The sequence below is a fragment of the Streptomyces sp. SLBN-8D4 genome, from assembly GCF_049739545.1.
GTDB lineage: Bacteria > Actinomycetota > Actinomycetes > Streptomycetales > Streptomycetaceae > Streptomyces > Streptomyces canus_C.
Map to the genome: position 1 here is coordinate 25,658 of NZ_JBMGQC010000001.1, position 24,420 is coordinate 50,077.

Genomic DNA, 24,420 nt, shown 5'->3' on the forward strand with positions numbered 1-24,420 from the left:
TCGGGTCGCCCGAGAGTCAAGCAAGCAGTGCTGCACACCACCGAGCCGCTCGCCAGTCACCTCGCGCAGGCCCTGCACGAACACGGCAGCCTGCCCCTCTGACAGCGAAAGGCCCGCCCAGGAAGCAACACGAGCCTCCTGCACGGTCGCCGTGCCGGGTGTTGGACGACTCGCGACCGCGTTGCAGGCCGGCGGCGTCCATCAGCTGGTAGGCGAGTTGGCGCAGGTCGTCCTCGTGGGCGGAGGGTGCGGTCAGGCAGCGGGTCTTGTACCAGCTGCAGCCCGCACCTCCCGCGCGCCGTCCCACTCCGTCCGACCGCAGTGCACACGCGCACCTGGTCCGGGCCCGACGCGCGGCTGATGACGCACCGGGCCCCTTCCGCCCCTTGGTGCACCGGTGGATGCACATCGTGTCGTCGTGCACGAAGCGGGATCAGACTGCCCACCAAGATCAGCATTCATGTCCACCGCGACTGTCGCCGGCCCCCGCCTTCTGTTCACGCAACTCCTGGTCGGGCAGGCGCCGGTGACGGACCCCGTGCTGCGCACCCCGATGGCGTCGCCGGAGGAGGTGGCCGACGTTGCTGCCGCTTGCCCACCGGTTCGCGGTGGATGGCGAGGCACCGGTAAGCCGCCCGTCCAGGTCCACGCCGGCCACTGCCACATGATCGGCTCACGCCGGCGCCCCGTGAGGCGCGCGCACAGCAGCAGCATGATCAGGCCGCCCTCGAGGGTGTCGCCGCGCAGCCAGTTGGCCTTGGCTTCGTGGACCTCCTGGAGCGCTTGCGGGAGGCGAGGGCGGCCGCGTCCCAGATCTCCAGTTCGACCTGGTGCGTCCGGGCGGCTTCGTCGATCAGGTCGTGCCGCTTCCTTGCGGGCACGGCGGTCACCGTGAAGTAGATAACACGGTCAACGGGGGTGCCCTGCCCGCAGATCGATGCCAGGTCCTTTCGGATCTTTCCGGGGATGTCGGTGGCCTGGATGGTGCAGGCCACCACCACCCGCTGAGTGGAGGCGGGCGACGCGAACAGGGACGTGCCGGGCGGCTCCCGGGGAATGTTGCTCCAGTGGCTTTCGGCGTCCCTGCCCTGGTCCCCGCCGCTGCTGACGGGGCCGGTCGCCGGCAGCAGATTGCTGGTGATCCTGCGGCGGGCCAGGCCCAGACACAGGGCCTCGAACTCGTGGTGGCTGTTGCTCTCGCCGAGGATGCTCAAGGCGAAGCGGATGCGCTTCTCGAGCTGGACGGCATCGTCACTCACGTAGTTCCCCCTGGTCTCGTTGCCAACTCACGCACGACCAGTGTCCAGTACCCCACTGACATCCCGGGGCTATGCACGCATCTGCGGTGCTGAGCGGACATGGGTTCAGCCGCCGGGCGCGTGCTCATGTGCTCATGCGCGGCGCGCAGCCGGCACCCCGCGTGGGCTGAGTCGCAGCACCGCGCGGTGCGCAAGGATGGAGCACTGGCTGATGACCCTGCTGACCTTGTTGCGCGCCCGGTACAGATCCCCGCGCGGACCCATGCAGTGGGGCCGGGCTGGCGGGGGCCGCTGGAGCGTCTGCATGAACAGATCCGCGCGGTTTTTCCCAGTCACCGTCTCCTCGATCTCAGGAAGCGTGCAGCTGCAATGCCGAGGAGGTGATCCGCCAGGCAGGCCCTGAGCACACCGACGGACGTGCCGCCCGTCCCCGTAGAGCAGTCGAGAGCAGCTCACCGCTCATAGGAAGGGGATCGGGACGTGGCAGGGCAGAGGGTCAGACGTGTCAGGGTTACGGCGGTCGCGGCGGCGGCGATGGCGGCGCTGACGGCGTCGCAGGCGCCGGGGGCGACCGGGGCGCGGGCCGCCGTGCCCGCTGGGGAGACCGCGGAGCACGGGCCGAGCGTGTCCGGTGACACTCCGTACCGCACGGATCTTCCACCGCTCACACGCAGGCACAAGGGCACCGGCACGGACACGGGTGCGGCATCGGTGGCGACGGGCGGCGCGGTGCCCGCCACCGTCTTCGCCGCCTACCGCCACGCCGAGGCCGAGCTCGGCCGCACCGCTCCCAGCTGCGGGCTGCGCTGGCAGTTGCTGGCCGCGATCGGTCAGGTGGAGTCGGGGCAGGCGGGCGGTGGGCGGGTGACCTCCGGCGGTACGACGGTGACGCCGATCCTGGGTCCGCGGCTGGACGGCGGTGCCTTCGCCGTCGTACAGGACACGGACGGTGGTGCGTACGACGGGGACGCGGTGTACGACCGGGCGGTGGGGCCGATGCAGTTCATCCCGTCGACGTGGGCGCGGTGGGGTGCGGACGGGAACGGCGACGGGCGATCCGACCCCGACAACGTCTTCGACGCGGCGCTCGCTGCGGGGCGGTATCTGTGCGCGGCGGGGTGGGACCTGTCCGAGGCTGCCGGGCTGGACCGGGCGATCCTCGGCTACAACCACTCGGCGGCGTATCTGCGGACGGTGCGGGCCTGGTACGCGTACTTCCTGGAGGGGCATCGGGTGGTGCCGGACGGTTCGACGCGTACGGCGGATCCTGGGGTACGGTCCTCGACGCGCCCCGAGCACTCGCGGCCGAAGCCGACCTCTACGCCGAAACCGTCCCCTCGCCCGAGCACCACCCCTTCCCCGGCCCCGACGCCGTCCGTCCCCGCCTCGCCGACCCCCTCCAACTCCCGCCCGGCGAGCGGGAGTACGGCGGAACCGGTCGTCCCCGTACCCACCCCGAGCATCGGCCTCCCCGTCGGTGACGTGCTCCCCGGCCCCGGCCTCTGACCAGTAACGGCGCGGAATCGATGGCCTCCTCCCCCTCCACAACCGCGGCTACCCGGCGGTAATGTCGCAACCCGCCGGACCGGGACACCGGCGAGTGAGCGCGAAGGGGCCCTCATGGCGACGGAGATGCCTGCGGAGACGGAAGCCGCCGACGAGCGTTGGCGGCGCATGTGGAGCCACCGCGAGCAGTTGCTCAAGGTGGCTCGGCGCAGGTCGATGAGCCAGGAGGACGCCGAGGACGCCGTGCACGACGCGATGCTGCGCGCGGCGGAGCGGCCGGATCTCGACGAGGAGCGGCTCGGTGCGTGGCTGACGACGGTGACGATGCGGCTGTGCGTCGACCGGTACCGGCAGGTCAACCGCGAGGCCGAGGTTGGCGTCAGCCCGAGGTTGATCGCGCCGGGTCCGGTGCCGGTGGAGGAGGCGGTGTGCGACCGGGCGGAGGCGAAGTGGCTTGCGGGGCGCAGCGGTGAGCTGCCCGCCCGGCAGGCGGAGGCGCTGTGGCTGAAGTCGGAGGACCTGGACGTGGGCCAGGTCGCCGTGAAGATGGGACTGAGCTACCGCACCGTTGAGTCTCTGCTCGCCCGGGCCCGCCGAACCCTGCGCACCTCCCTGGCCGCGACGCTCGGCTTCGTGCTGTTCCTGCTCGGCCGCGGGCGCCTCAAGGCCGGCGGCAAGGCACAGGCCGTGGCGGTCGCGTCGACGGCGGCGACGCTGGTGGTGGCGGGGTTCGTGCTGCCGTACGCACTGGACGGGGGCGGCGCCACCACGACGACTCCGCATCCGTCGGTGACTCCCGGCGCGGGGGCCCTGCGGACCGACAGCACCGGCACGAGCCGCGCCCGGCAGTCACCGGCCCCCTCGGCCACGGCGACCACTCTCCCGGCGGCCGAGTCCCCCGGCGACGGAACGCAGGTGGTACCGCTGTCGCTCCCGTCTCTGCCGCAGGTTTCGGCGCCGACGGTGCCGAAGGTGCTGGGGGTACCCAGCGTGCCCAAGGTGTCCGGACTGCCGACGGTGACGGATCTGCCCGACCTGGCCACCACGCCAGTCGGGTCCGCTGTCCCCACTCCCGCGCTGCCGACCGCCTCACTGCCGACCTCCGCCCTGAGCGCGCTCCCGTCGGCCCCCTGACCCCACCCAAAACAGGGCGCAGGCCCGGCTGAATCCGCCCCGCGACCCACCTCCGCGATCCCGCCTGCATCAACACCACACGTCCACCCGAACCGCCCCCTGCGAGCCCCTCGAGCGGTCCCGCGGGCCGCGCCCGAACCGACCCGCAGAGCCCCCTCAGACCCCACCCAGACCCCGCCCCGCAGACCCACCCGAAAAAAATCTCCCTCCCGAGCGACGGACCGCCCGCCCCTCCCCGTAGAGCAGATGTCGGAGCAGCTCCACGGGCCGAGAGGTGGACCGGATGGGTGTCGAGATCTGTGTGGAAGGGCTGACCAAGTCCTTCGGTCACCAGGTCATCTGGCAGGACGTGTCGCTGACGCTGCCCGCCGGGGAGGTGTCCGTCATGCTCGGCCCCTCCGGCACGGGCAAGTCGGTGTTCCTCAAGACGCTCGTCGGGCTGCTGAAGCCGGACCGCGGCAGCGTACGCATCGCGGGGCGGGACATCACCAAGCTTCGCGAGCACGAGTTGTACGAGGTGCGGAAGCTGTTCGGCGTGCTGTTCCAGGACGGCGCACTGTTCGGCTCGATGAATCTCTACGACAACATCGCGTTCCCGCTGCGCGAGCACACCCGCAAGTCCGAGAACGAGATCCGCCGCATCGTGCTGGAGAAGATGGACATGGTCGGGTTGATCGGATCGGAGCCGAAACTCCCCGGCGAGATATCCGGCGGGATGCGGAAACGGGCCGGGCTCGCACGCGCCCTCGTCCTCGACCCCGAGATCATCCTCTTCGACGAGCCCGACTCCGGCCTCGATCCCGTCCGAGTCGCCTATCTCAACCAGCTCATCGTCGACCTCAACGCGCAGATCGACGCCACCTTCCTGATCGTCACCCACGACATCGCCTCGGCCCGCCAGGTCCCCGACAACATCGGCCTGTTGTTCCGGCGCGAGCTGGTCATGTTCGGCCCACGGGAAGAGCTGCTGACCAGTGACGAGCCGGTCGTGCGGCAGTTTTTGAACGGGCGGATGCAGGGCCCGATCGGCATGGCAGAGGAGAAGGACGCCGCCCAGGTCGAGCAGGAGCTGGCCCAACTGGACAACGGCACACAGACTCCCGGCAGCCAGGCTCTGACTCCCCGCCTGCTGCCGGGCCCAGGCATCCTCCGACCGCCCCGATGGGACGCGATCGCCGAGCGAGAAGCGGAGCTGCGGCGGCGCAAGGCGGTGGCGGACAAATGAGACTGTCACCGACCGGTGCGCTGCGGCAGTCGGGGAACCTGTTCGCGATGGCGCTGGACGTCGTCCGTACGATGCCCCGACGGCCGTTCCAGGCACGGGAGTTCATCCAGCAGGCCTGGTTCATCGCGAGCGTCACCATCCTGCCGACCGCCCTCGTCTCCATCCCCTTCGGCGCCGTCATCGCGCTGCAGATCGGCAGTCTGACGCGACAGCTCGGCGCCCAGTCCTTCTCGGGCGCCGCCTCGGTCCTCGCCGTACTGCGCGAGGCCTCGCCGATCGTCACCGCGCTGCTGATCGCGGGCGCGGGCGGCACGGCGATCTGCGCGGACCTCGGGGCACGGAAGATCCGCGAGGAGATCGACGCGATGCAGGTCCTCGGCATCGACCCCGTCCACCGGCTGGTCGTGCCGCGGGTGCTCGCGTCCATGGTCGTCGCCGTCCTGCTCAACGGTCTGGTGTCCGTGGTCGGCGTCGCCGGCGGCTACTTCTTCAACGTCGTTCTGCAGAACGGCACGCCGGGCGCCTACCTCGCCTCCTTCACCACCCTGGCCCAGATCTCCGACCTGTGGGCGGCCGAGATCAAGGCACTCGTCTTCGGGGCGATCGCGGCGATCGTCGCCTCGTACAAGGGACTCACCGCGAAGGGCGGTCCGAAGGGTGTGGGCGACGCCGTGAACCAGTCCGTGGTGATCACCTTCATGTTGCTGTTCGTGACGAACTTCGTGATGACCGCGGCGTACTTCCAAGTCGTCCCGCAGAGGGGCTGAGGCATGGCGCTGTTCGACACTCTCGAGGCGCTGGGGCGCCAACTCTCCTTCTACGGCCGCTCCTTGGCCTGGACGGGCCGCACCGTGCGGCGCTACAAGAAGGAGGTCCTGCGGCTGCTCGCCGAGGTGAGCTTCGGCCGCGGCGCCCTCGCGGTCGTGGGCGGCACCGTCGGCGTCATCGCGTTCCTGTCGTTCTTCACCGGAACAGAGGTGGGCCTGCAGGGATACGCCGCGCTGAACCAGCTGGGCACCTCCAACTTCGTGGCGTTCCTGTCGGCGTACTTCAACACTCGGGAGATCGCACCCCTGGTGGCCGGACTCGCGCTCTCCGCGACCGTCGGCGCGGGCTTCACCGCCCAGCTCGGCGCGATGCGGATCAGCGAGGAGACCGATGCCCTGGAAGTCATGGGAGTGCCCTCGCTGCCGTTCCTGGTGACCACGCGGATGATCGCCGGCTTCGTCGCCGTGATCCCGCTGTACGTGATCGGCCTGCTGTCCTCCTACCTCGCCGCCCGCACCATCACCACCGGCTACTACGGCCAGTCGGCGGGCACCTACGACCACTACTTCTCCCAGTACCTGCCGCCGGTCGACGTCCTGTGGTCCTTCGGCAAGGTGCTCGTCTTCGCCGTCCTGATCATCCTCGTGCACTGCTTCTACGGCTACTACGCGAGCGGCGGCCCGGCGGGCGTCGGCGTCGCCGTGGGCCGCGCGGTGCGGACCTCGATCGTGGCGATCAACGTCCTCGACTTCTTCCTGTCGCTCGCGATCTGGGGCGCCAACACGACCGTGCGGATTGCGGGGTGAACCGTATGAGGGTACTGAGACTGCGGTTGTACGGCGTGGTGTTCCTTGCCGTTCTCGCACTGTTGCTGTCGCTGTCCGTCGCCGTCTACCGGCAGGCGTTCACCCCCGTCGTGCCCATCAAGCTGGAGGCCGACAGCCTCGGCAACCAGCTCGACCCGCGCGCCGACGTCAAGCTGCGCGGCCTGCTGGTCGGCGAGGTGCGCTCGGTGCACGCCGACGGGACGAAGGCGACGCTCGACATCGCGCTCAAGCCCCAGTACGTCGCCGACATCCCCTCCGACGTGCGGGCACGCCTACTGCCGAAGACACTGTTCGGCGAGAAGTACGTCGACCTGGTCGCGCCCGCGCACACCACGGCCCGGTCCATCCGCGCCGGCGACGTCATCACCCAGGACCGCACCCGCCTCGGCATCGAGGTGCAGCAACTGATGAACGACCTGCTGCCGCTGCTGCGAACCGTGCAGCCCGGCAAGCTCAACGCCACGCTCTCCGCCTTCGCCACCGCCCTCGAGGGCCGCGGCGACCGGATCGGCGACAACCTCACCCGCCTGGAGGCCTATCTGCACCGCCTCAATCCCCATCTTCCCTCCCTCACCGAGGACTTCGCCCGCCTGGCCGACGTCGCGAAGGTGTACGGCGATGCGGCCCCCGACTTGATGGAGATCCTGCGCAACACCGTCACCACCAGCCGCACGCTGGTCGAGGAGCGGGACCGGCTCGCGAGCGCGCTCACCACGACGGCGACGATCGCGGGCACCGCGGACGACTTCCTCGACGCGAACGGCGACCGGCTGATCACCCTCGGCCGGGTCTCCCGCCCCACCCTGGAGCTCTTCGCCCACTACTCCCCCGAGTACCCGTGCCTCCTGGCCGGCCTGGTCCACGAGGAACAGGCCTCCGATCAGGCCTTCCAGGGCGGCAGGATGCACATCACGCTCGAAGTCGTGCAGCAGCGGGGCGCGTACCAGCCCGGGGAGGAGCCGCAATACGGCGAGCACTCGGGACCGAACTGCCGTGATCTGCCCACCCCGCAGGTACCGTCCCCCGGAACGCACCTCAACGACGGCTCGAAGCAAGGCAGTTCGTCCCTGCCCAGCGTCTCCGCCACCCGGGCCGAACAGCGGGCCGTAGGCTCGCTGGTGTCGCGGGTGATGGGCGTGCCGGCCGACGAGGTGCCGCCGGTCGCGACGCTGCTGTTCGGGCCGATGGCGCGCGGGACGGCGGTGAGTGTGGCATGAGGACAACCCCGGCCCGGCAGACCGCGGCTCCCCTCGTCAAGTTCAGCGTCTTCGCGCTGGCCACGATCGCGGCGACGGCCGTGCTGGCCGCCACCATCGTCAACGTCTCCTTCACCCCCGAACACACGTACCGTGCCGTCTTCAGCGATGTCACCGGCCTGGAGAAGGGCGACGACATCCGGGTCGCCGGAGTGCGGGTCGGCGAGGTCGAGGGCATCCGGATCAAGGACCGGACGCTTGCGGAGATCACCTTCACCGTCGGCACGGACCGGCCGCTGCTCACCAGCACCCATGCGGTCATCCGCTACCGCAACCTGGTCGGACAGCGGTACGTCGCCCTGACCGAGGGCGCGGGCGACGGCACCCGGCTGAGGCCCGGGGCCACCATCCCGCTGAAGCGCACGCAGCCCGCGCTGGACCTCAACGCCCTGCTGAACGGCTTCAAACCGCTGTTCGCCGCGCTCAGCCCGCAGGACGTCAACCAGCTCGCCACCGAGATCGTCAAGACGCTGCAGGGCGAGGGCGGCACCGTCAACAGCCTTCTGGTGCACACGGCTTCGCTCACCACGACGCTCGCCGACCGCGACAAGCTGATCGGCTCGGTGATCGACAACCTCAACACCGTGCTGGGGACGCTGGACAAGCGCGGCACCCGCTTCTCCGGACTGCTCAAGCAGCTGCGGCGGGTGATCTCCGGACTGTCCGCCGACCGCAAGCCGATCGGCGAGTCGCTGGTGAACATCGGCGATCTGACGGACGCCACCTCGGGGCTGCTGACGGACGCGCGGCCGCCGCTGAAGGACGACATCGCCCAACTCACCGATCTCACCGGAACGCTGAACGACAACGAGAAGACCGTGGAGGGCGTGCTGAAGCGGCTGCCGAACAAGCTCAACGCACTGACGGGGACCGCGTCGTACGGCTCGTGGTTCAACTTCTATCTCTGCGACTTCGACGGCCGGATCGTGCTGCCGAAGACAAAGCGGGTGGTGAGCCCCGACATGCACGTGGCGAGGGCGAGGTGCGGATCGTGACGCGCAAGCAGCGCCCGGAGTCCCCGATGAAGGTGCGCATCGACCCGCCCAGGCTCCCGCGCATACGGCTCCGGCGCCCCCGCCTGATCCCCTTCCGCGAGCGCAACCCGGTCGTCATCGGTGCCGTGGGCCTCACCGTCCTCGCGCTGCTGACGGTGGCCGCGTTCAACGCCGACAGCCTCCCCTTCATCGGTGACGGAAAAACGTACAGCGCGGCCTTCTCGGAGGCCGGCGGTCTCAAGCCCGGCGACGAGGTGCGGATCGCCGGGGTGAAGGTCGGCAAGGTCGCGGACGTCGACCTGGACGGCGACCACGTCAAGGTGACCTTCAAGGTCAAGGGCGCCCCGGCTTTCGGCACGCAGACCGGTGCGTCGATCCGGGTCAAGACGATCCTCGGCGCGAAGTACCTGGCCCTGCAGCCGAAGGGGCCGGGCCGGTTGAGACCCGGCAGCGAGATCCCGCTGCGGCGCACGGTGGCGGCGTACGACGTCGTGCAGGCCTTCAGCGACCTGACCACCACCTCGGAGAAGGTCGACACCGAGCAGATGGCGAAGGCCCTGGACACCATCTCCACCACCTTCCAGGACTCGCCCGCCGAGGTACGCGCCTCCATCAAGGGCCTGTCGCGGATCTCCCGCACGGTGGCCTCGCGCGACAAGGCCCTCGGTGAGCTCCTCGACCACGCCAACGGCACCACCGGTGTCCTCGCCGACCGCACCAAGGACTTCACCGCCCTCGTCAAGGACGGCAACAGCCTGTTCAAGGAGATCAGCAAGCGCCGTACGGCGATCCACAAGCTGCTCAAGACCTCGGCCACGCTCGGCATCGAGCTCTCCGGCCTGGTCGACGACAACGACAAGGAGATCGGGCCCGCCCTCAGCGGCCTGAACCGTGTGGTGCAGATGCTCGAACGCAACCAGTCCAGCCTGGACCGCAGCGTGAAGCTGCTCGCGCCGTACGTCCGGGTCTTCACCAACACCCTCGGAAACGGCCGCTGGTTCGACTCGTACGTCCAGAACCTCGTCGCCTCTCCGGTGGTCCCCAAGACGGGAGGCGGGCAGTGAGGAGGAACCTGGTTCTGGTCACCGTCCTGGCGCTGATCGCCGCGCTCACCTACGCGCTGTGGCCGCGCCCCGGGAAGATCCACGTCACCGCGTACTTCCCGCGCACTGTCGGCATCTACCCCGGCTCGGACGTCCGTGTCCTCGGCGTCCGCATCGGCGAGGTCCACAAGATCACTCCCGAGGGCGGCCGGGTGCGCGTCGAGTTCGAGTACGACGAAGGGCGCAAGGTCCCCGCCACCGCGAAGGCCGCGATCATCAACTCCTCGGTGGTCAGCGACCGTTATCTGCAACTGCTGCCGGTGTACCGGAGGGGCCCGGTCCTGCGAAACGGCGCCGTCATCCCCGAGAAGCGCACCGCCGTACCCGTGGAACTGGACCGCGTCTTCGACAGCCTGCACACCACGGCGGACGCCCTCGGTCCCAAGGGCGCCAACAAGGACGGCTCCCTGTCGCGGTTGCTCGGGGTCAGCGCCGACAACCTCGACGGACAGGGCGAGAACCTCAACCAGACGGTCCAGGACCTCTCGCAGGCGGTCACCACACTGTCCGACGGCCGCACGGACCTGTTCGGCACGGTACGGAACCTGCAGGTGTTCACGGCGGCGCTGGCGGCCGACGACAAGAGCGTGCGGTCGTTCGACACCAGCCTCGCCAAGGTCGCCGAGCAGCTCTCGGGCGAGCGCAAGGACCTCGCCGCGGCGCTCGCGAACCTCGCCACGGCGCTGGGTGATGTGTCCGCCTTCGTGAAGAAGAACAAGAAGTCGCTGACCTCGGACGTGAAGGGCCTCAGCAAGGTGACCAAGGTGCTCGTCACCCAACGGGCCGCGCTGAACGAGCTGTTGACGGTCGCGCCCGTCGGTCTGTCCAACCTGAACAACACCTACAACCCGTCCTCCGGCACCCTCGACACCCGCAACAACGCCCAACAGGCCCAGGATCCGGCCTCGCTCCTGTGCTCCCTGCTCAGGACGACGGGCGACGAAGGCGGCAAGAACCCCGACTGCAAGGAGCTGACGAAACTCTTCGACTCCCTGCCGGAACTTCCCACGCAGGGCACCGCGGTGACGGGCACGACCGACAGGACGCTCGGCGGGATCCTGGGGGCGAGCGCATGAGCATACGACGCACGGCGGGGACCTTCGCCTGGGCGGCGGTCGGCTCGCTGCTGCTGTCCGGCTGCGAGTTCAACGGCTGGTACGACGTCCCGCTGCCCGGCGGTGCCGCCGACGACGGGCACGCGTACCACGTCACCGTCGAGTTCCGCGACGTCCTGGACCTGGTGCCGCAGTCGGCGGTGAAGGCCGACGACGTGACGGTGGGTGCGGTCGAGAAAGTGCAGCTGGACGGCTGGCACGCGCGTGTACGGCTACGGGTCGCCGACTCGGTGAGGCTGCCAGCCAACGCGGTCGCGGAACTGCGGCAGACCAGCCTGCTGGGCGAGAAGTACGTGGCGCTCGCCGCCCCGACCGGCACGGCCCCCGTGGGCCGGCTGCGCGACGGCGACCGTATCCCGCTGTCCCGCAGCGGCCGCAACCCGGAGGTCGAGGAAGTGCTGTCCGCGTTGTCCGCGCTGCTCAACGGCGGCGGGGTGGCCCAGCTCAAGACGATCACCGTGGAGTTGAACCAGGCCCTGGACGGCCGGGAGAACCGGGTCCGGTCGCTGCTGAAGGAGCTGAACACGTTCGTCGGCGGACTGGACGAGCAGAAGGCGGACATCGTCCGCGCGATCAAGGCTGTCGACCGGCTCGCGGGGCGGCTCGGCAAGGAGAAGGCGACCATTGCCGAGGCCGTCGACACGATGCCGCCCGCGTTGCAGGTCCTGGCCGGCGAGCGGCGCAACCTGACGAAGATGCTGACCGCCCTGTCGAAGCTCGGCAAGACCGGCACCAAGGTGGTCGAGGCCTCGCACGACGACACGGTCGCGAACCTCAAGCACCTCCGGCCGATCCTGCAGCAGCTGAACAAGGCGGGCAGTGACCTGCCCAACTCCCTGGAGCTGCTGACCACTTACCCGTTCCCGCGCAACGCCACGGAGGCGGTCAAGGGCGACTACGTCAACCTCCACCTCAGCGCGGACCTCGACCTCGCGGACCTGTACGGGAACGTGACGGGCCAGAACTCCGGTGGTGACAAGGGCGGTTCGCAGCCGCCGGGCACGCTCGACGTGCCGGATCTCCCGGACGTCCCGAACGTCCCGGACCTGCCGAGCGTCCCCACACCGACCGCGCTGCCGAGCACGCCGGGCCTGCCGACTCCCTCGGCCTCCTCGGGCGGCGGCGACGTGCTGTGCCCGCCCGTGTGCACAAGCGCCTACTCCCCCGGCGCCCGCGCACCCGAAGGGATCGACCTCGCGCTCGCCGAGCTGATGCTGAAGGGGGTCCAGCCGTGATCACCCGTACCGTCAAGGCACAGTTGCTCGCCTTCGCCGCCGTCACCGCTGTCGGGGTGTCGTACGTCGGTGCCGAGTACACCGGCCTGGTCGACAGCCTCCTGGACCGCGGCTACACCGTCCGGGCCGACTTCGCCGACTCCGGAGGTATCTTCCCGGGCGCCGAGGTCACCTACCGCGGGGTGCCGGTGGGCCGCGTCGGCTCGCTGGGACTGACCGGCGACAACGGTGTGTCGGTCGCCCTCGACATCAAAGGCGGCACGCCGCGCATCCCGGCGGACACCCTCGCCGTGGTCGCCAACCGCTCGGCGGTGGGTGAGCAGTACGTCGACCTGCAGCCGCGCACTTCGCACGGCCCGTACCTCCTCGACGGCAGCGCGATCCCGAGGGGCAGCACCCGGGTGCCGCTGCCCACCACCGACCTCGTCCTCAGCCTGGACCGGCTGGTGAACTCCGTCGGCAAGAACGATCTCCGGATCACCGTCGACGAGTTGGGTAAGGCCTTCAACGGCAGCGGCCCCGACCTGAGCCGGCTGGTGGACTCCGGCAACGCGCTCGTCGAGTCGGCGTCCGGCTCTCTGCCCCAGACGATCTCGCTGATCGAGGACTCCCGGAAGGTCCTCAAGACGCAGGCCGACCAGGGTTCCTCGATCAAGTCGTTCGCGCACGACCTGGCGCTGCTCAGCGCGCAGTTGAAGTCGAGCGACAAAGACCTGCGCAAGCTGATCGGCAATGCCGCGCCGGCCGCGCAGGAGGTCAACTCCCTGCTGAAGTCGACCGGTCCGCAGCTTTCGGTTCTGCTGGCCAACCTGATCAGCGGCGGCCAGGTCACACTGGCCCACCTGCCCGGCGTCGAGCAGTCGCTCGTCACCTTCCCGGCGCTGGTCTCGGGCAGCTACACCGTCGTCCCGGGCGACGGAACCTTCCACTTCGGCCTCGTGGTGAACGCCGACGACCCGGCGCCGTGCACCCAGGGATACGGCACGACCCGGCGCGACCCCTCGGACACCAGCACGCGCGCGGCGAACACCGACGCGCACTGCACCGCCCCGCGCGGCAGCAAGACCTCGGTACGGGGCGCGCAGAACGCCCCCGGCGCACGCTCGGCTTCGGGCGGCGCGAACCAGGCGGCGTACGTCACGCCGTACGACCCGGAGACCGGCACCACGACCGGCCCGGACGGAAAGCCCGTCGAGATCGGCTCGACGGGCGGCCAGCAGACGGTGTTCGGAAAGGAGTCGTGGCAATGGCTGCTCGTCGGTCCTATGGCCTGACCGTGAAGGAACTCGGCGGGAACAAGAAGGCACTCACGGTCGGACTCGTCGTGGCGACCCTCCTGACCACGGCAGCCGCTCTCTGGCTGAGCCTGCGCCTCTACGACCAGCACGAGAAGGACATGCGGCGCCAGGGCATCCTGTCTGCCGCCCGCCAGTCCGCGCTGAACTTCACCTCGCTCGACTACCGGCACTACGACCGGGACAGCGCCAACGTCCTCAACAGCGCCACCGGTGACTTCAAGAAGCAGTTCAGCGCGCAGACACAGGACTTGACCAAGCTCGTCGCCGAGAACCGGTCGGTCTCCCAGGGGCAGGTCCTCGACGCCGGCATCGTCCGCTCCGACGCGCACTCGGCCCGCGTCCTGGTGGTCGCCGACAGCAAGGTCACCAACACTGCCGTGCCCAAGGGAGAGGCACGCACCTACCGACTGCAGCTCGACCTGCTCTACCGGAACGAGCGCTGGCTGACCTCCGACGTCGAATTCGTGGGCTGACCCGCACCACCGGTCACGCACCACCAGTGAGGAGTACGACGATGGCGAACCCGACAGCCCGCAGCCGCGCGATGAACGCGGCCGCCCGTGCGGCGGCCAAGCGCACCCGGCGGGTCGAGGACCCGAAGCAGCCCGAGGAACCCCTCACCGGGCGCACCCTGACGATCGACCCGCCGGCCCCGGACGGCTGGGAGGACCCGCCGGAACCGTCACCCGAGGACCTGACGGACGAGGCGCAGACCCACCCGTCCCGGCAGTGGCTGCTCACCGCGATGCTCGGCGCCCTCCTGGCCATGGGCCTGGTCGCGGTCTCGGTGCTCGGCTGGCAGTACGGGCAGGAGCGGCGCGCCGAGAGCGCCCGGGCGCAGGCCCTGACGGCGGCACGCAAGGCTGCGCCGGTCGTCCTGTCGTACGACTACCGGCATCTGGACCGCGACTTCACCCGGGCGCGCGATCGGCTGACCGGGCACTTCCGGGACGAGTACGCGAAGACGACGGCGAGTGTCGTCGGGCCGACGGCGAAGAAGTACCACGGGGTGGTCAAGGCATCGGTCACCGCGGCCTCCGTCGTCTCGGCGGCACCGGACAAGGTCACCGTCCTGCTCTTCGTCAACCAGGTCACGCAGAGCACCCAGGTCTCAGGCTCCCGCCTGGACCTGAACCGCGTGCGGATGACGATGAGCCGTACCTCCGACGGCTGGAAGGTGACCGCCGTGGACGCGCTCTGACCAGCCTCTTCGGCCCGCCCTCGCGCCCTCCGCGCGGGGGCATTTATGGGTGCGCTTCCCCTCACCACAGGCAGGCTTCCATTCATGGTGGCGGCTACTCCGTGTTCACCGTGGTGGCGACGCGGCTACATCGAGGGCCTGCGCTGACGTGACCTGCATGCCTGGTGGCAGGACGCCGGAGGGGTCCAGCAGTGAGACCGCGGCCAGAGGCGCCCTGTACCAACGACTCCTCCTGCCGGACAACTCGGCAGGCCAGAAGAACCGTCTCCTGACTCGACCGAGCGTTGCGAATTGCGGGCCGATGTGGCTCATATCTTCTTACAGGTCGCGCGGATAGGCGCGGTTGGAAGCCCCGGCAGCGGGGCGGGCACAGGACCTGGCGATCATGGGGTCACGACGTTTCGTGATCACTGGGGTGACCTGTGCCCGCGCTGCCGTCATGGCTGACAGAACCGCTCTGGGACCAATTCGCCGTCCTGCTTCCGGAGCGGCCGGAGTTCCGCCCGGACCATCCGCTCGGCTGCCACCGCCGACGTATCAGCGACCGGGTCATCTTCGACAAGCTCCTGCAACTTCTGCGCTTCGGCTGTTCTTACGAGGCGATCGCCGACACGACCTGCTCGGCCACCACGATCCGCAGCCGCCGCGACGAGTGGATCCGACTCGGCGTGTTCGCCGGACTCAAGCAGATCGCGTTGGAGTCCTACGACCGGATCGCCGGCCTCGTTCTCGATCACATCGCCGTGGACGGCTCCATCACCAAGGCGCCCGGAGGCGGCGAGGCCGCAGGCCGGTCACCGGTCGACCGCGGCAAACAGGGCCTGAAACGCTCGGGCATGACGGACGGAAACGGCATTCCACTGGGGGCGTGTCCTGGCCGGCGCCAACCGCCACGACTCACCCCTGCTCGCCCCCACGCTGAACCGCCTGGACAACCTCGGCCCGCTACCCGATGGCATCACCGTGCACCTGGATGCCGGCTGCGACTCGGGCAAGACCCGCGCTCTGCTCGACGAACGCGGCTTCCACGCCCGCTCGCGCACAACGGTGAGAAGGCACCGGTCCAGGCCGGTCAGCGTTGGTACGCGGAGCGCACCCACGCCTGGCAGAACGCCTTCTACCGGCTCGCCCGCTGCTACGAGCGGCGCACCACCGTCATCGGCGCCTTCTTCGACCTCACCGACACGATCATCATCATGCGTAGCCTGATCCGGCAGGCATGGACGACTCACCGCTGGAACGAACGCCCGAATCGCCGACCGTGACAGTGCGCCTGTCCCCCCCGACCTCGTAGGCGCCGGCCGACGGGTACGGGATGGTCATCGGGATACTGCCCCTCCACCAGTTGGACCGCGGCGAGGAGGCGGCGGAGTACCGAGTATGGGTACGCACTCCCGACCACGTACGGCCGGTCGACGGCGTCGACTATGACCAGGTCGTCACCGAGAAGCTGGAGCGGTCGCCGCAGTCGGTGGTCCGTGAGGTCTTCGGGGAGCGTCGGCCTTCGGGTGGGTATTTTGCCAAGCTGCGCGACGGCCGCGGCCCCGGCCCGACCGGTCCTGCACGCACCGGACTGCGAGGATGCACCGCGTCGCCACCGCCGCACTGTCGCTCGAATCGGCGTGGGCACGGTGCACGACTGAGGTTTTCCCGGCGCGCCGGAGGCGCGGATCAGCGGGTCAAAAGGGGTTGCCGCAGTTTCAGATTCGTTCGTTCAGCCGTTGCCTGGCTGCCGTGAGGCGTCATGGACTGCGGTTCGAATAGCAACTGGCAGGGCGTCAGCCCATAGGGGCAAATCGGTTCTTCAGGTGAACTTATCACCTTTCACGGGGATATCCGTTAGACATCCTCTTATCCTCTTCTCGACTGGAGCGGACCGGACACGGCGTGCCCGCCCTCCTTGGGCTTGATGACTGTCGGGGGTTTGCGTGAGGCTGGGCATGGCCGGTTGGTGGGGCTGGTTGCACGCCGTTCGTATCGGCTGGCCATCGGCAGCCTGTGGGCGGGGCAGGACTTTGTGGCTGGGATGGGTGCTTGCCGCCGCAGTGAGCGCGGGCGCGGCAGCGGCGCTGTTCATCCCGGCCGTAGCAGGAGTGCCGGCTGCGTATGGTCTGGCCGTTCTGTCCCTGCTTGGGCGTGCCAGAGCGGCCGCCGGACGGGGGCGTCTTCGCCTCGTACTCTTTGCGGGTTCTGCGGCCGCGGGTGGCCTTCACCATCTCGTGGTCGGTCACCTTTCTTCCTCTCGGGGAAAGTCCGCTGGTGGCGTCCACTTCGTCCTCCAACTGCTGGCAGTCGCCGGAATCGTCTTGTCTCTGATGGTGGCGATCGCCGGACTGGTGATCGCGGTTGCAGACCGCGGCACGACGCTGATCTGGCTGCGGCGAGTCCTGGACGGATGGATGATCGCCGGCTCGCTGCTCACCCTGGGCTGGGTGCTGCTGCTGCATCGCGCCGACCGAAGCGGCGATGCGTTCGGTTCTTTTCAGGATCTGGCACGCGTGGTGACGGACATCCTGGTCTTCGGACTTCTGGTGGCACTGCGCTTCGCACTGAAGCGTCCCGAGCGCACATCGACAACGGTGGGTGCACTGGCCCTCGTCGCTTTGTCCGCAGGCGACATGCTGCGCATCCTCATGCCGGCCCCCGGCACCTGGTACGGCATTCCTTGCGCGGCGGCCTGCTCGATCACCGGCCTGCTCCTCATCGCCGTGACTCCATGGCTGGCCGGAGGCACCAGCGTCGTGGACGTCGGCCAACACCTCATGCCCGTCGTCGCAGTCGTGGCCGCTTTCGTGCCCGTGGCCGTCTGCGCCCTGGCCCTGGCAGCCCACACCATGGTCGGCGGCCACACTGACATGACCCTCATGGTCCTGGCAGGCTCGCTGCTTGTCGCGCTTGGCATCCGGCAAGGCATCATCCACGCCGATCACCTTCATATCACCCGCGAAGCCACCCACCGGGAGGCTCTTTACCGCACCCTGGTCGACGGCACTCGCGACGTGATCACCATCGTCGGCCCGGAGGGTCGCGTCCGCTACGTCAGCCCTGCCGCCCACCACGTCTTCGGCTACCGGCCTGAGGACCTGCTGGGTGCCCGCCTGCCCCTGTACTGCCACCCCGACGACGTGACGCCGCTGATTCAAGGTGTCGAGGCGCTGCGGCAGGAAGCCGCATCGGGGATCCGCAGCCCGGCCCGCCGCGTGTCCTGCCGGGTCCGCCACGCCGACGGACGCTGGCGCCACGTCGAATCGACGGTCAGCCACCACACGGAAGGAATGATCTTCAGCAGTCGCGATGTGACCGAACGGCTCGCCCTGCAGGAACAACTCGAGCACCTGGCCTTCCACGACGCGCTCACCGGCCTGCCCAACCGGGCCCTCTTCGCCGACCGAGTCGCGCACGCCCTGCGGAAACGGACCAATCACACAGCCCCACCCACAGTGCTCTTCGTGGACCTGGACGGCTTCAAGGCCGTCAACGACTCGGCCGGACACGCGGTCGGCGACGCTCTCCTGGTCCACGCCGCCCGTCGGCTCCAGGCATCCGTACGGGCCGAAGACACCGTAGCCCGCCTCGGCGGTGACGAGTTCGCCGCCCTTCTGGAGGGAGAGGCCGGGACACACCCCTCCCGTGCCAGAGACGTCGCCGAGCGAATCCTGTCCGCCCTGACACAGCCCTACCAGATCGCAGGCAACGATGCACTCATCTCGGCCTCCATCGGCATGACAGTAGCCCTCCCCGGCGTCACACCGGACGAACTCCTCCACCAAGCCGACAAGGCCATGTACGAGGCCAAAAGAGCAGGCAAAGCACGCATCCGCATGCACACCCACCAACCCCACCAAAACCGCCACAGTCCATCACCCGAGGCCCACCACTCGGCCATTCCTCTCCAGGCGTCAGCCGAACCGGCCGCGCGAAACCCGCCGCCAGCCCATCAAGGCGACCGCAGCACGCCCATCGCGTGAAGACAGGGGCTTCTTCCACACAGCGAACGCCACGACGCGCTCTAGTGCTGTGACCGGGTTGGTTCGCCGGGTTGGCGGTCGTGGCGGTTGGATGTGGGGTGTCGTCCGATCCGACCGCTGGAGGTCCGGTGGCCGAGCCTGTCCGTGTGCGCAGACTGACCGACCAGGAGGGGCAGAAGCTGCAGCAGATCGTGCGCCGGGGCAGCACCAGCACGGTGCGCTACCGGCGGGCGATGATGCTGCTGGCCTCGGCCGGCGGGAACCGGGTGCCGGTGATCGCCCAGCTGGTGCAGGCCGACGAGGACACCATCCGGGACGTGATCCATCGGTTCAACGAGATCGGCCTGGCCTGCCTGGACCCTCAATGGGCGGGAGGCCGTCCCCGCCAACTCAAGCCTGACGACGAAGACTTCGTCATCCAGACGGCCATCACCCGCCCCGCCAAGCTCGGCCAGCCCTTCACCCGCTGGTCACTGCGCAAACTCGTCGCCTACCTGCGCAAAGTCCACGGCCGAATCATCCGGATCGGCCGCGAGGCGTTACGGTGCCTGCTCGCCCGCCGCGGCATCACCTTCCAGCGCACCAAAACCTGGAAGGAGTCCCCGGACCCCGAGCGCGACACCAAGCTCGACCGCATCGAGGAGGTTCTGCACCGCTTCCCGGACCGGGTGTTCGCCTTCGACGAGTTTGGCCCGCTCGGGATCCGGCCCACCGCGGGCTCAGGCTGGGCCGAACAAGGACATCCCGACCGGCTGCCGGCCACCTACCACCGCACCCATGGAGTCCGGTATTTCCACGGCTGCTACTCGGTCGGTGACGACAGCTTGTGGGGCGTGAACCGCCGCAAGAAAGGCGCCGGGAACACGCTGGCCGCACTGAAGTCGATCCGTGCCGCCCGCCCGGACGGCGCCCCGATTTACGTGATCATGGACAATCTGTCGGCCCACAAGGGCGCCGACATCCGCCGCTGGGCGCGGAAGAACAAGGTCGAGCTGTGCTTCACCCCGACCTACGCCTCGTGGGCGAACCCGATCGAGGCGCACTTCGGGCCGCTGCGGCAGTTCACCATCGCCAACTCGAACCACCCCAACCACACCGTGCAGACCCGGACCCTGCACGCCTACCTGCGCTGGCGCAACGCCAACGCCCGCCACCCGGGCGTCCTGGCCGCCGAACGCAAGGAACGCGCCCGCATCCGCAGCGAGAAGGGCATCCGCTGGGGCGGACGCCCCGTCACCACCGCGGCCTGACCAACCCGGCGAACCAACCCGGTCACAGCACTAGCCTCGCGTGGCCCCGGAAACGGACTGCGCCCGACCGGAATCTTGTTCGCCCCACAGGCGGCCCCTGCGGTGCACGTCGCATCGTACGACTGTCACCGGCGTCGAAGGATCGCATCACACGCCCCTCTGTCCGGGGCGGGGCTGGGCAAGCACCCGCTTACGATCACCTCTTCGTCATCCAGCCGCCGCGCTGTCGGTGGCCCCAGCCGGCGGCCCGCCCGGCGCCACGGCCAGATCCAGGACGTCGTCCAGGGCAAGGAGCAGCGCCCGACCGTCCTCGGATGCCGCGCGGCTGAGGGAGTCCAGCACGGCGGCGCACCTCGCCGCGACCACAGCAAGCCGCTCGTGGGGGACCTTAGGACCGGCCGCGCGCAGCCTCTCCCATACGGCCTGGGCGCGGGCCCCGTCTTCGGCCTGCATTGTGTTCGCCAGCATCCGCTCGTACTCATCCGGCTGCCAGGTGGCCGTTTCGAGATCGCCGTGCCGCTCGTTCAGTGCGGCCGGTACCGCCTCCGTGGTTCCATGCCCAGGACCACTCGGTCGGGTGAAGGCGCGGGATCGGAGCACTTCCGCGAGCGCTAGCCCGTACTGTCCGTTTTGACCCCTGGCCACCCTTTGGCCGGATGGTTCGTCCGTGGCCGTCGCCGAACTCGCGCAGGTACGGGGCTGCCCGGCTTGCCCGTCCGCGCACCTGTGCACGCGCCCGGAACAGGATGGAGCGGAATCATGAGTCCGAGGTGCCAGGTGGTCGTGCTGCGCGGTCGCCTGTGGATCAACCCCAGCGGCGACGCCCACACACTGCAGTGCGTCGCACGCACGAGGAAGGGCGATCGCTGCCGGAACCCTGTCGAGCCCGGGCAGCTACCGGTAGTTCGTTGAATCCGGTGGGGGTGCGGGTTGATGGTAGGCCAGGTTGGTCGTAGGCCGGTGGCAGAAGTCAACTGCCTGGCTGGGGGCTGAAGATGACCGCTCGCCGTCCGTGTCCGCCCGCGCCGGGACCATTGGAGGAGTTTCGCGAGTACCTGACCGGGCTGCTGGCGCCTCGGGAGCGGAACAAGACGATCACCTGCCTGGCCGGGGGCGGAGCCGGCGACCGGGGCGGGGATGCCGGGGGTGCAGCGGCTGCAGTTCTTCCTGTCCGAGTCGCCGTGGGAGGGCGAGCGGGTCAACGACCGGCGGCTTGAGCTGCTGCGCGAGGAGCCGGCGACGGCGCCGCACGACGGCGGGGTGATCGTGATCGACGATTCCGGGGACCGCAAGGACGGCACGGCGACCGCGCACGTGGGCCGGCAGTGGCTGGGCCGGTTGGGAAAGACGGACAACGGCGTCGTCACGGTGACCACGGTATGGACCGACGGCCGCGTGTACTACCCGCTGCACACGAGTCGTTGCACCCCTGCCCACCACTTCGCCCGCGGCCGCTCCGACCCGGCGTTTCGTACGAAACCGCAGCTGGCCGCTGCTCTCGCGGCCCGTGGGAAGGAGGCGGGTTTCGGCTGCCGGGCGGTGGTTGCCGACTGCGCCTACTCTGTCAGCGACGACTGGTACCTCGCTCTGCGCGAGGCCGGCCTGGCCTATGCCGTCACGCTCAGGCCGCACCGCGGCACCTGGGCCCGAGCCGACCAGCCGCACACCCCCAGCGAAGCAGCCCATGCCCTGGCCTGGCACGATGCCAGGCGTCCCGGCGAGTGGACACCCGTGGAGCGTCACTTCCGTGACGGGCACACCGAGATCTGGTGGGCCGCCGATGCCCACTTGAGTGGCTACGGTCCCGGCTCACGCTGCCGTCTGGTCGTGGCCACCACCGACCCGGCCACTCTGCCACCGAAGGCCACTTGGTATCTGGCCACCAACCTGCCCCACCCCGACGCACCCCACGCCACCACCGGCCCCCACCCATCGGCTGACCTCGCCGAAATCGTCCGCCTCTACGGCCTGCGGCGCTGGATCGAGCAGAGCTACAAGCAGGTCAAGGACGAGCTCGGCTGGGCTGACTTCCAAGTCCGCTCCGACCGTGCCATCCGCCGCCACCAGACCCTGGTCAACTGCGCCTTCTCCTTCTGCTGGGACCAGTGGTTCACCGCATCCGGACCCCTGGATCCCATCGCACCGGACCCGTGTCCCGACGACCGGCCAGAGAGGGGGACCAAGCGAACCCCACCCACCCCAACTGCCCTGCTGGCCCGGGGCACTACGTTCACTCCGCGCACGGCTCACCCCCGCCACCGCCCTGAACCGATGGTGGCGAGCCTGGACGGACAAGGACCCGCCCTCCCAGCTCCAGACCCTGATCGACGCGGTCGCCACCGGACACGGCGTTGACCTCTACCACCGGATTCCACGAACTACCGGTAAGTGGACGAGCCAGGGACCGCGGGCCTGCAAGCGTGGGTGCATCCGGTCCCAGGCGAGGGTTTCGGCCGTGCCGTAGCGAGTGGTGTCGCACGTCGTGGTGCCAGGAGGCCGGCTGGGAGAAGGTGAGGACGCCGCCGTGCTTGCGGGGCTGCCCGCCACGCGGGGTGGAGCGACGAGGTCCGGCATCCCGGACCATGATCCGGTCCGAGCGCAGCCGACCGACCAGCTCGACAGGCAGGTCGGCCAGGACGTAGGCGAGGCGGGTGACGTCGTAGCCGGTGTCCATGAGGACGAGGATGTCCGCGTCGCCCGGCTGCCACTGCCCGGCACCAACGAGTCGGGGGACCACCTCCCGCAGCTGGATGGCGGTCACCGCGGTGGCGTCGTCGGCCGGCCCGAGCCGGATCGCGTCCAGCACGGCCGTCCAAGACGTGCGTCCCGTCTCCAGCGCGGCGACGAAGGAGTAGGGCCAGCCGGGATGAACTGATCCGCGCTGCGGCCCCGCCCGTAGACTTGGCAGAACAGCAGCTCCGGGTTGGTGGGTGCGTCGGGCCGCAGCCCGTCGGCTGGCACCACGGCGAGCAAGATGCGCCCGTCGGCGGCACGCGGCAGTGGCGTGGAGGCAAGCAGACTGCGCAGGCGGCGCAGTCTGCTTGAGCCAGCCGTGGTTGATGGCGTCGTACATCGCCCCGTGGCCTCGCCGGTGCTCGGCCGTGAGCGTCAACTCGACCAGCGAGGTGACCGGGCCGTCCGAGCACAGCACCGCGTCGGTGAGCTCGAAGAGCGCATCCGCCCGCGTGTAGAGGCAGTCGTAGAACTCCTCGGATGTAGGCAGTCGCTCGCCGCGCGGGCGGGGAGGCGTTCGCGTCCCTCGACTGGCACCGCCGAGGGATCAGGTCTCAATCCCGAGTGCGCACGAGCTCCTACCCGACCGCTGTCCGTAAATGGGATGCACGGAACGTCATCCAGTTGCTCTGTGTGGGTTGTTTTCCACCTCGCCCGTGTCCCCGTATACATCCGAGGGTTATCCGTGTACCGCGAATTACGTTTTCGCAGCACCACTTTCATACTACGACAGTGAAACCCGGAGCGACGGAGAAAAGGAAGATGTGGAATACAGTCATGTGGACGTTTCTCGCATGCGCCGCTTTCTGTACAGTAGGGTCTCTTTTGGGGTGCCGCTCGGTCGGCCGAATGTGGCGTATTGACGTCATCGAATTGCGCCAGCGTCACTGCATGATCAAAGTATTGGAAGTCAATACCCACCCATTGCACCGCGACCCCGCCACCGATGACAGGAATCTCCGATGCGCCGGCACAGCTCCCTCTGAATCTGTGCATTAATTCAGCCGTTCGCCGCAAGTCCAAGGATATTGGACGGCCAATGATCCTTCCCAACATGCCGCTCCAAAAAGGGGACGGTCGGGGCAATAGACGACATGCGGTTCGCCTGCTCCGGCCTTTGCGGAAGATGCACCACACGGCCCGGGCCGCGGACACCCCGCGGCCCAGGGCCCGCCATGGTTGCATTCATGCGAACTCCGCGTCAGTTCCGCGCAAGCGCGCTGGTGGTGCCCTGGGGCACCTACACCGGCATCACCACCACACGCTGTGGCGGGCGGAGCTTGCAGCGCCGATCGCCCTCACCAGTGACGCCAGGCGCCGCTCGTTGAAGCGCACTGAGCCGTCACTGCACCGGGGTTTTCTGTCTGACCGAGCAAGGTCCGGCTGCACACTCTGCCTGATGTGCGTCCGACTGGGCGATTTTCGTGCCACAATAAAGGCGGAAAGCAGTGGATGCGACTAGCGTGGCGTCGACCGTCAAGAGATCGACAGTCGATAGACGCTGCCCTGGCCACCGAGCAGGCTGCCCTTGCCGAAATGGGTTTCGC

General features: G+C 69.1%; 18 protein-coding genes and 2 pseudogenes. 17 read left to right on the top strand and 3 right to left on the bottom strand.

The window, feature by feature from the left end; all coding sequences use genetic code 11:
- Positions 1-716 precede the first annotated feature (716 nt).
- On the bottom strand, positions 717-1,259 hold the full coding sequence (locus RKD20_RS00130; RefSeq protein ID WP_424875777.1) for a hypothetical protein: 543 nt from the start codon (positions 1,257-1,259) through the stop codon (positions 717-719).
- A gap of 480 nt (positions 1,260-1,739) precedes the next feature.
- On the opposite strand from RKD20_RS00130, the gene RKD20_RS00135 reads away from it, so the two are divergent.
- The 16 genes and pseudogenes from RKD20_RS00135 (at position 1,740) to RKD20_RS00210 (ending at position 20,140) form a co-directional block, all read left to right on the top strand.
- The gene (locus RKD20_RS00135; protein WP_424875778.1) at positions 1,740-2,765 is read left to right on the top strand and encodes a lytic murein transglycosylase; all 1,026 of its coding nucleotides are present in this window, start codon (positions 1,740-1,742) and stop codon (positions 2,763-2,765) included.
- A gap of 114 nt (positions 2,766-2,879) precedes the next feature.
- Positions 2,880-3,899 carry a sigma-70 family RNA polymerase sigma factor gene (locus tag RKD20_RS00140; RefSeq protein ID WP_424875779.1) on the top strand — a complete coding sequence of 340 codons (1,020 nt, stop codon included), beginning with the start codon at positions 2,880-2,882 and terminating at the stop codon, positions 3,897-3,899.
- A 283-nt stretch (positions 3,900-4,182) separates the two neighbouring features.
- Positions 4,183-5,124, top strand: a complete 942-nt coding sequence (locus RKD20_RS00145) for an ABC transporter ATP-binding protein (RefSeq protein WP_424875780.1) — start codon at positions 4,183-4,185, stop codon at positions 5,122-5,124.
- Positions 5,121-5,891: an MlaE family ABC transporter permease gene (locus RKD20_RS00150; protein ID WP_424875781.1), complete on the top strand. Its 771-nt coding sequence runs from the start codon at positions 5,121-5,123 to the stop codon at positions 5,889-5,891. The genes RKD20_RS00145 and RKD20_RS00150 overlap by 4 nt, the downstream gene beginning before the upstream one ends.
- Positions 5,892-5,894: 3 nt before the next feature.
- Complete coding sequence (locus RKD20_RS00155) at positions 5,895-6,698, top strand: MlaE family ABC transporter permease (protein WP_424875782.1); 804 nt, start codon at positions 5,895-5,897, stop codon at positions 6,696-6,698.
- A 5-nt stretch (positions 6,699-6,703) separates the two neighbouring features.
- Positions 6,704-7,936 (top strand): MCE family protein, encoded by a 1,233-nt coding sequence (locus RKD20_RS00160; RefSeq protein ID WP_424875783.1) that lies wholly within the window; start codon positions 6,704-6,706, stop codon positions 7,934-7,936.
- Positions 7,933-8,970: an MCE family protein gene (locus RKD20_RS00165; RefSeq protein ID WP_424875784.1), complete on the top strand. Its 1,038-nt coding sequence runs from the start codon at positions 7,933-7,935 to the stop codon at positions 8,968-8,970. The genes RKD20_RS00160 and RKD20_RS00165 overlap by 4 nt, the downstream gene beginning before the upstream one ends.
- A gap of 83 nt (positions 8,971-9,053) precedes the next feature.
- On the top strand, positions 9,054-10,034 hold the full coding sequence (locus RKD20_RS00170) for an MCE family protein (RefSeq protein ID WP_424883102.1): 981 nt from the start codon (positions 9,054-9,056) through the stop codon (positions 10,032-10,034).
- Positions 10,035-10,042: 8 nt separating this feature from the next.
- Positions 10,043-11,149 carry an MCE family protein gene (locus RKD20_RS00175; RefSeq protein WP_424883103.1) on the top strand — a complete coding sequence of 369 codons (1,107 nt, stop codon included), beginning with the start codon at positions 10,043-10,045 and terminating at the stop codon, positions 11,147-11,149.
- Positions 11,146-12,423, top strand: coding sequence for an MCE family protein (locus tag RKD20_RS00180; RefSeq protein ID WP_424875785.1), 1,278 nt, complete (start codon positions 11,146-11,148; stop codon positions 12,421-12,423). The genes RKD20_RS00175 and RKD20_RS00180 overlap by 4 nt, the downstream gene beginning before the upstream one ends.
- Positions 12,420-13,697 carry an MCE family protein gene (locus RKD20_RS00185; RefSeq protein WP_424875786.1) on the top strand — a complete coding sequence of 426 codons (1,278 nt, stop codon included), beginning with the start codon at positions 12,420-12,422 and terminating at the stop codon, positions 13,695-13,697. The genes RKD20_RS00180 and RKD20_RS00185 overlap by 4 nt, the downstream gene beginning before the upstream one ends.
- On the top strand, positions 13,670-14,194 hold the full coding sequence (locus RKD20_RS00190) for a hypothetical protein (protein WP_424875787.1): 525 nt from the start codon (positions 13,670-13,672) through the stop codon (positions 14,192-14,194). Before RKD20_RS00185 ends, RKD20_RS00190 begins: the two co-directional genes overlap by 28 nt.
- Positions 14,195-14,235: 41 nt before the next feature.
- Positions 14,236-14,922: a hypothetical protein gene (locus RKD20_RS00195; RefSeq protein WP_424875788.1), complete on the top strand. Its 687-nt coding sequence runs from the start codon at positions 14,236-14,238 to the stop codon at positions 14,920-14,922.
- A 422-nt stretch (positions 14,923-15,344) separates the two neighbouring features.
- Positions 15,345-16,187 (top strand): annotated as a pseudogene (locus RKD20_RS00200) (IS5 family transposase).
- Positions 16,188-17,237: 1,050 nt separating this feature from the next.
- The gene (locus RKD20_RS00205; RefSeq protein WP_424875789.1) at positions 17,238-18,890 is read left to right on the top strand and encodes a diguanylate cyclase domain-containing protein; all 1,653 of its coding nucleotides are present in this window, start codon (positions 17,238-17,240) and stop codon (positions 18,888-18,890) included.
- A 128-nt stretch (positions 18,891-19,018) separates the two neighbouring features.
- Positions 19,019-20,140 carry an IS630 family transposase gene (locus RKD20_RS00210; protein ID WP_424875765.1) on the top strand — a complete coding sequence of 374 codons (1,122 nt, stop codon included), beginning with the start codon at positions 19,019-19,021 and terminating at the stop codon, positions 20,138-20,140.
- Positions 20,141-20,347: 207 nt separating this feature from the next.
- On the opposite strand, the gene RKD20_RS00215 is transcribed toward RKD20_RS00210, so the two are convergent.
- Positions 20,348-20,608: a hypothetical protein gene (locus tag RKD20_RS00215; RefSeq protein ID WP_424875790.1), complete on the bottom strand. Its 261-nt coding sequence runs from the start codon at positions 20,606-20,608 to the stop codon at positions 20,348-20,350.
- 527 nt (positions 20,609-21,135) lie between these two features.
- Between RKD20_RS00215 and RKD20_RS00220 the strand changes: the two are divergent.
- Positions 21,136-22,489: pseudogene (locus tag RKD20_RS00220) on the top strand (IS701 family transposase); the annotation flags it as partial.
- On the opposite strand, the gene RKD20_RS00225 reads toward RKD20_RS00220, so the two are convergent.
- A complete protein-coding gene (locus RKD20_RS00225) occupies positions 22,371-23,291 on the bottom strand; it encodes a transposase (protein WP_424875791.1) in 921 nt (306 codons plus the stop codon). The pseudogene RKD20_RS00220 and the gene RKD20_RS00225 overlap by 119 nt on opposite strands.
- Between the last annotated feature and the right edge of the window lie 1,129 nt (positions 23,292-24,420).